This is a genomic window from Clostridia bacterium (assembly GCA_014360065.1).
In the GTDB taxonomy this organism is placed as follows: Bacteria; Bacillota; DSM-521; order Neomoorellales; family JACIYF01; genus JACIYF01.
In genome coordinates, this window is sequence record JACIYF010000124.1 from 1 (window position 1) to 6,849 (window position 6,849).

Below are 6,849 nucleotides of genomic sequence, written 5' to 3' on the forward strand. Positions count from 1 at the left end.
ACAGGAGGTCGAATTGGCCGGGAACCCCGCCGAAGGGCGAGGGGGAGCCATACGGATCGCTGGCGAGCCCATGTGGAGCCGGCGCCAGCGCCCCGGCATGAGAAATGTTTCGGAAGCATCAACAGGGTAAATGGGGGTGAGCATATGGACGTGCTGGTGGTCTCCAATTATGAGGAGCTCAGCAGAAGGGCTGCCGAGCTGGTAGATGAGGCCATCCATAAGCGGCCCAACCTAGTTCTCGGCCTTCCAACCGGCTCTACGCCGCTTGGCCTTTACGCCCACCTGGTGCGCCGATTCCAGGCCGGAGCTACCAGCTGGGCCAAGGTGCGCACCTTTAATTTAGATGAATATTACCCGGTCAGGCCCCAAGACCCCTGGAGCTTTCGCCGCTACATGGAGGAGCACCTTTTCCGGCATGTGGACCTCAAGCCCGAGCACATCCATTTCCTGGACGGACAAGCGCCCGACCCGGAGGCCGAGTGCCGCCGCTACGAAGAGGCCATTGCCTCAGTTGGGGGGTTGGGCCTAGTGATCTTGGGGTTGGGGGTGAACGGCCATATCGGCTTCAATGAGCCCGGGACCCCGTGGGATTCTCGTACCCACCTGACTACCCTTAGCCAAGAAACCGTCACGGCCAACTTTGGCGCTGCTCCCCGGGAAGCCGATGATTTCTACCCGCCCCGCCAGGCCCTGACCATGGGCATCGCCACCATCATGGAGGCTCGCCAGATATTGCTCTTGGTAAGCGGCGCCAACAAATCCCGGGCCCTAGGTCGCGCCTTCAACGGCCCCGTCACTCCTAGCATCCCGGCTTCCATTCTCCAGCGCCACCCTCACCTCACCGTCATTGCCGACCGGGCCGCCGTGGGGATTAAAGCAGCCGGAAGGGCCTTGCGCGCTTAGCTGCGACCCGGGTACAAGCATGAGGCCCAAGCTTAGGCCGCCCCAAGCTCGCACGCCTACCTGCTAGCCAGGGCCACCGCCAGCGTCATATGTACCATTTTGTGCCTCCCGCTCCTTTTCCACCTTACTGCCATAGGCAGGAATGGCTGCCCTGGCAACCGCGTATCCATCCGCGCCACCTAGGCTTTAGGATTGTCATCATATATAATATGGATCAAGCCAAGGGGAACAGGAAGCAGCAAACAGTGATAAGGGCTAGCCTCTGGCGCAAACCTTGAGTGCTTTTGAGTTAGGCTGGGTACACATAGGTGAAGCCTAGGCAGGAAAGGAGAAATTATAGATGCTCGCGGGTCAGGTGGTTAACCTCAAGGAATTGGTAGATTACCAGCAGGGATCAGTGGTGAGCCGTACCGTCATTGATAAAAAGGTGGGAACCGTTACTTTATTTGCCTTTGACCAGGGGCAGGGATTGAGCGAACATACCGCCCCCTTTGATGCTCTAGTCTACATCCTGGATGGGGAAGCCGAGATCACCATCTCCGGTACCCCGCTGGTAGCCAAGGAGGGAGAAGCGGTCATCATGCCGGCCAACCAGCCCCACGCCCTGCGGGCCACCAGTCCGTTTAAGATGCTTTTGATCATGATTCGATCATAACTTGTCGAGGTCAACTTTCCCTATACAAAGCTAAACAAACATTAACTTTGTATCCAGGTACTCGCTGTGCAGGTTCATCGGCTTTTAGCCTCCCCGACGGCTACCTCCGTCGCCGTCTGGCCGGACGGTGCCCCTCGAAAGGGGACGCCCTTAACCCGGAAGGGCGTGCGGTCGCCGTCCGCATCCCGGCGTTTTTCCGTCTCGCGGGAACAACCCCTGCGCGGCTGGGCCACGGTCTCCTTAAACGGAGGCACAAGCGTTCTTCCCTTGAGCGCATGCCGGGTGGGGGAGTTACCCCACCTACCCGCCGCCTCCTTGCCCCCGTGCCGACGGTTGCCGGAACCCCGGGCGGCCCCGGCGGGAGAGAGCGACGGGCTTTAGTCTAACTGATGTTTAACCTGGCTTCGCGAACATGAAAACTAGCCAGTCTTCCGGCCGCCAGTGCCGGATTAAATATCCTTCCCTGGCCGCCCGCTTCCGGGCCGCTTTGAAGAGGCCGAAAAGCTTGCCCCAGAGCCTGAAGTGCCGCCATCCTTCCTTCGGCGACAGCAGCTTCATAAGCTCCCGGGGCATCTTTTCGGCGTATCCCAGCGCCCGGCGGGCTATCACTAGGGCCGCCGCCTGGTGGGCGCTCAAACCGTAAGTTTCGGCGTACTTGAAATAGCCGATGAGGGAAGTAAACTTGGCGGAAACGGAGAACACCGCGACGCCGCGCTTCCGCAGGGCCACGACAATGCGGTCGAAGAGGAGCTTTTTGCAAAAGTTGTGGGTTATGCGGTTGAAATACCGGTTGGTGTCGCGGTCCTGAGCAAAGGATAACTCCTCCAGGGCGACCTGCTTTACGCCCATATCTTTCAGCCAGGCGGCTATTTCTTTAGCCAGGTTGCCAGCGAGCCATTCCCGTTTTTCGTGGGAAACGTGGACCAGCTCCGGGCACCAGAAGCAGCGGGAGGCCTTGAAGTTGCCGTCAGGCGAAACTACCGTCACGGCCGCTACCTCCGGGTTCAGGTCTATTCCCGCCATGACAGAATCCTTGTCCACGGGCGCGGTGTCCCCCAGGGGAAAGGAAATGAGGCATTCGAGCCTGCCGTCTTTCCGTACTACCCGCACCGTGTAGGCTTCTCCCTTGAGAAGATGCTGGAGGAGAAGGTTCCGGTAGCGGGCGGGGATTTCCAGCGGCACGGTGACCCATTCTTCTTCCTTTCTCCTGCGGCCCGTCTTGTTTTCCGGCTCCGGCGGTATGTAGACGTTGAGGTGAAAGTTGCCGGTTAAATCGTGATAGGCGATTTCCGTGTTGGCGTTGCCGTGCTGCCCTTCCAGCCCTTTCATGTTGGCCTGGCCTACGGAGTAAAAGGAATTGGAACGCAGCTCACGCCATTCTTCTTTAGAAAGTTTTCCTTCCTGGAGGAGGAGCAGGTTTTTCTTGCCCCCGAACACGGCGGGCGGAACTTCATCCCTTTCCAGGAAACCTTGCCAGTAAACAAGTTTGGCCCGGAGCTTATTCAGCCGGGCGTGGATACCCTGACGGTGAAGCCGGTCCCTGGTGCGTTCCAGTTTTTCCTCGGATTTCTCTATTTTAGCTTTCAGGTCGGAGACATACATCTTCACCAGCTCTTGCTGGCTCTCTATAGTGCTCTTCGCGTCTTCCACCGCCCACTGGCACCAGCGGGCGTTGGGAAAAAACTTTTCGTAGAGGGCTTTGACAATTTCCCCGGCTTCCTTCCCCCGCCTCAAGGCCTGGTAGGCAGAGCGCTTGGCCGCTTGAAAACGGCCCATAAAGGAGACCAGCTCCTCCCGGGCGGCGGCGTCGGGATATATTCTTCCCGGCACGGTTATCATGTCAATCGGCTTACTCGCCCTTGGATGCATCGAGCATGGCCTCCTTCACTTTTTTGCGAAACTCTCTGCTCCGTGAACCGTAGAGCTTGGCGGAAAAAACGGTCAGAATGGAAAGCATGTCCTGTGCCAGCTCTTCGTGCAGGGATTTCGGTTCTTCCCCGTTAACAACTTCAATCCTCACGCCGAAGGCGTTAAAGAAGCGCTCGATATAGGTGAACCCGAACCGGGCCAGCCGGTCTTTGAACTCGATTGCCACCAGGTCCATCTTGCCTTCGCGGGCCATGCGGAAAAGTCGGGCCAGACCTTTGCGTTTCTCGTTCAGCCCGGACCCCTGCTCTGCTACGGCGGCCACCACTTGATAGCCCTTGTCCCGGCAGTATTCTTCCAGACGTTTTTTCTGCCGTTCCAGGTTGCCGGCTCCGGCCTGCTTTGCGCTGGACACGCGGGCATAAATGACGGCCCGAATGCCTGAAGGGACTTCTCCGCCGAGAAGGCGCAAGACTTCGCTCCTGGGAAAACGCCTCTGGCCCGAAGGCGTGCGGACGCACCGGATCTTGCCTTCCTTTTCCCAGCGGCGCAGGGTGATGGGGTGGACGCCCAGTATTTCAGCGGCTTTGCGCAACGGGTAGTGTTCTTCTAATTCAGGTTTCATGATTTAAGTATAGCGTTGATTATGAAAGGAGGCAACTGTTGGTTGGACCGTCCCTGATCCGCCCAGACTCTGATAAGCTCAGGGTAGTTAGATCTTCCCCAGTCGCTGCCAGGTCGCAGTTTTCAGTCGCCCCGTAGATGACATGGCGGGAAGCCAGGTACTTGATGTCATCTTTGGCAAGGGAATCGGCTATGTCGGAGGGACAGGATGACACTATGAGTGGCAGGTAAACCTGCTCAAATACAGGGCGCAGGTTTTTGGCCAAGCGCTCGATCCGCACTGGATCCAACTCAAAGGCATAGATGTTTCTCACTACATGTCGGAAGCGGAGGTACTCATCAAGCCCCCTTACTGCGTTGGATGACAGTACTCTAGGGCGAGTCTCGCCCAGGGGAATGCTCATTTGTTTGAGAAGATCACGATGCCACTCTCGGCCGGTAGGTGGGCTGCCGTCGACGGCGGTAGCAATATGGTAAAAGATTCGCTCTAACCCTCCGTAAAAGTCATGGAGGTTTAGGGCAGCAGAGTCCACGTAAAGGTCCTGATCCTTGGGATGGCGTCTAGCTGCTGCCATAGCGCGCTCAGCACGGGCAACCACTTGCTCCAGGTCCTCTAGCTCTTGGCGAATACGGGCGGCAACTACCAGGAAACGTTCGCTCACACGTCCACCCCTTTCCGCTCGATGACGGCCCGCAGTGACGGGCGGCAGGCCCCCATGTCCACCAAGTTGATCTCTATGGTTGAATCCAAGTCCAACACCGCCCCGATGGCCTTAAAAGTGTCTTCAGGGCGAATCCCCCAAGCGGCAATATCGACATCCGACCACCGGGTGAAGCAGTCAGACCGTAAAAGGGAACCAAAAACTACTACCCGACTAGCCCCAAATTCTTTTTTTAGCAATGCGGCCGCTTCCCTGGCCAGTTTCCAAGCTCGCTCCCGGCGCCGGGCCAACTCCTGCCGTTCGCCCCTCATCCGCCGGCGAGCAGCAGCCCGATATATGGCCATTTGTTCCGGGCTGATCTGCGATACCATCACCATAACCCCTCGGCTTCTTCTGAAAAGATGTTATCACAACCGCCAGGGAAAATATACCGATCGGCTCGGTTCGCCTTGTTCATCCAAGGACCTACACCCCTGGGTGATGTTATAGGCCCACCATGAAATTTCAATATAAGTTTCTCACAACGACACTCAGTGTCCGTGCGATATGTTAAACTAGTCATGGGCACTGATTCCTGGATACTAATTCCAGCTGCCAAGCGGTGGACCTGCCGGCGACCATGGGGAGCCAGCGCCAGGTGACCTGGCATGGGGAACATTCCGGAGGCATATAGCATCTAGCCGGGATGAAGGGGGAGGACGGCATGCTTATGAGCAGGCGGTTGCTTGATGTTATTGCCATAGCCTTGGTGGGCGGAGTGATACTGTTCTTTACTTTTGGCATGGAGAGGCCGGCCCTCTACCACGATCAGACCAACGGCGTCTTTAGGCTGGCATCCAAACAGGTCCTATTAGAGTTTAAGCTCATTGACGCCACCAAGTTTGAACCTAACCCATCCATAACCCCCGACAGCATTTGGCTTACTAAGGACTGGAAGCTGGAGCTTAAGATCACTAACCGCCTGGACAATAAACCCATCGAGTTTCCCCTAGGAGCTGCCACGGTGGTCAGCCAGACAGGAAAAGCATATGCCTCCCAGTCCCACTCCGGCGAAGTCCTGACTGGAGGTCAGCTGGGCGCAGAAGCAACTGGGTTGGGCACTGTCCCCGAGTGGGCCCGGACCACCATCCCCGAGGCCACTGGCCCTAGCAGCTTAGATGGCCTGCTCCGGCAGCTGGCAAGCCCTCAGCCTGGATCTGCCCTAACAAGCTCTCAGCCTGACTCCACCTTGGTAATTCCTCCCCAGGGCCAGGCCATAGCTAAGGCCCTGTTTGTGCTGCCGGCCAATGAGGCCCCCAAGCTCCTGCTCCTGCCCCTGCCAGGATTAAAGGAGCCATACCAGGTGCGCCTTGATTAACCAACCACACCTGACCTGGCGCCCCCTTGTGCTGTTAACCTGGAGCTGTTAGCACTTCTAACCCAGATCCGGTCTAAGAGATACTGGCCGAAGTGAAAGTTGATCTTTGGCCCGTTTCCTTCTTGGCACGAACTTCCAGAATTGGGTGAATCAATAAGCTTTGACCCCACCTAACCTCAGATGCTATACTGATGTTGCGAAAATACCCTAGGCCTGAGGTACGCTATGGTACAGATCAGCTGGTTTTACGGCATCAAGATTTCAATGTACTACGATGAGCACTTGCCACCCCATTTCCATGCCGAATATGGGGATCACCATGCCATAGTTGATATTCAGCGAGCGGTGATCATCAGAGGTTACCTCCCCAAGAAGCAGGCCAGTTTGGTAATAGCATGGACCCTACTACATCAAGATGAGTTAATGGACAACTGGCACAACGCTTATAATCATAAGGAGCTATTTAAGATTGACCCACTCAGGTAATGGTGGTGATTATAGGTGATTCCTCCAGCCTTAATTCAGGTGCATGCCGACGAAGAAAAGGATTATGCCATCGTGTGCTTGTTTGTAGACGGAAAGGTAACCCGGTATGATATGAAGGACCGTCTGACCGGAGTTTTTGAGCCGCTGAAAGATAAGGAGCTGTTTAGAAGCTCGCTAACCATCCTGGACAATACCGCCGCCTGGGACCTGACCGGGAAAAGGGACGAGACTCAGTGCCTTACTATTGATCCTTGGACCCTGTACACCGCTGAAGACATTACCAGGGAAGTTCATTA

9 protein-coding genes are annotated in these 6,849 nt (G+C 56.5%); 5 read left to right on the forward strand and 4 right to left on the reverse strand.

The genetic code is table 11. The features are described 5' to 3' along the window. The first annotated feature begins 144 nt into the window (after positions 1 to 144). Positions 145 to 903, forward strand: coding sequence for a glucosamine-6-phosphate deaminase (nagB, locus tag H5U02_12980; protein MBC7343334.1), 759 nt, complete (start codon positions 145 to 147; stop codon positions 901 to 903). Positions 904 to 1,243: 340 nt separating this feature from the next. Next, complete coding sequence (locus H5U02_12985) at positions 1,244 to 1,558, forward strand: cupin domain-containing protein (protein ID MBC7343335.1); 315 nt, start codon at positions 1,244 to 1,246, stop codon at positions 1,556 to 1,558. 393 nt (positions 1,559 to 1,951) lie between these two features. Here the strand turns inward: H5U02_12985 and H5U02_12990 are convergent, their stop codons facing one another. The 4 genes from H5U02_12990 to H5U02_13005 are packed head-to-tail and all read right to left on the reverse strand — an operon-like array spanning position 1,952 to position 5,081. Continuing rightward, positions 1,952 to 3,427: a transposase gene (locus tag H5U02_12990; GenBank protein MBC7343336.1), complete on the reverse strand. Its 1,476-nt coding sequence runs from the start codon at positions 3,425 to 3,427 to the stop codon at positions 1,952 to 1,954. Further along, entirely contained in the window at positions 3,408 to 4,049 is a 642-nt protein-coding gene (locus H5U02_12995; GenBank protein ID MBC7343337.1) for an IS607 family transposase, read from the reverse strand. The genes H5U02_12990 and H5U02_12995 overlap by 20 nt, the downstream gene beginning before the upstream one ends. Before the next feature lie 19 nt (positions 4,050 to 4,068). Beyond that, positions 4,069 to 4,710, reverse strand: coding sequence for an antitoxin (locus tag H5U02_13000; GenBank protein MBC7343338.1), 642 nt, complete (start codon positions 4,708 to 4,710; stop codon positions 4,069 to 4,071). Next, positions 4,707 to 5,081 (reverse strand): nucleotidyltransferase domain-containing protein, encoded by a 375-nt coding sequence (locus tag H5U02_13005; protein MBC7343339.1) that lies wholly within the window; start codon positions 5,079 to 5,081, stop codon positions 4,707 to 4,709. The genes H5U02_13000 and H5U02_13005 overlap by 4 nt, the downstream gene beginning before the upstream one ends. A 338-nt stretch (positions 5,082 to 5,419) precedes the next feature. On the opposite strand from H5U02_13005, the gene H5U02_13010 reads away from it, so the two are divergent. From H5U02_13010 to H5U02_13020, 3 genes are all read left to right on the forward strand, one after another. Beyond that, complete coding sequence (locus tag H5U02_13010) at positions 5,420 to 6,067, forward strand: hypothetical protein (protein MBC7343340.1); 648 nt, start codon at positions 5,420 to 5,422, stop codon at positions 6,065 to 6,067. A 225-nt stretch (positions 6,068 to 6,292) separates the two neighbouring features. After that, complete coding sequence (locus H5U02_13015; GenBank protein MBC7343341.1) at positions 6,293 to 6,553, forward strand: DUF4160 domain-containing protein; 261 nt, start codon at positions 6,293 to 6,295, stop codon at positions 6,551 to 6,553. A gap of 33 nt (positions 6,554 to 6,586) precedes the next feature. After that, the coding region (locus H5U02_13020; protein ID MBC7343342.1) for a DUF2442 domain-containing protein at positions 6,587 to 6,849 on the forward strand (263 nt) is incomplete at its 3' end.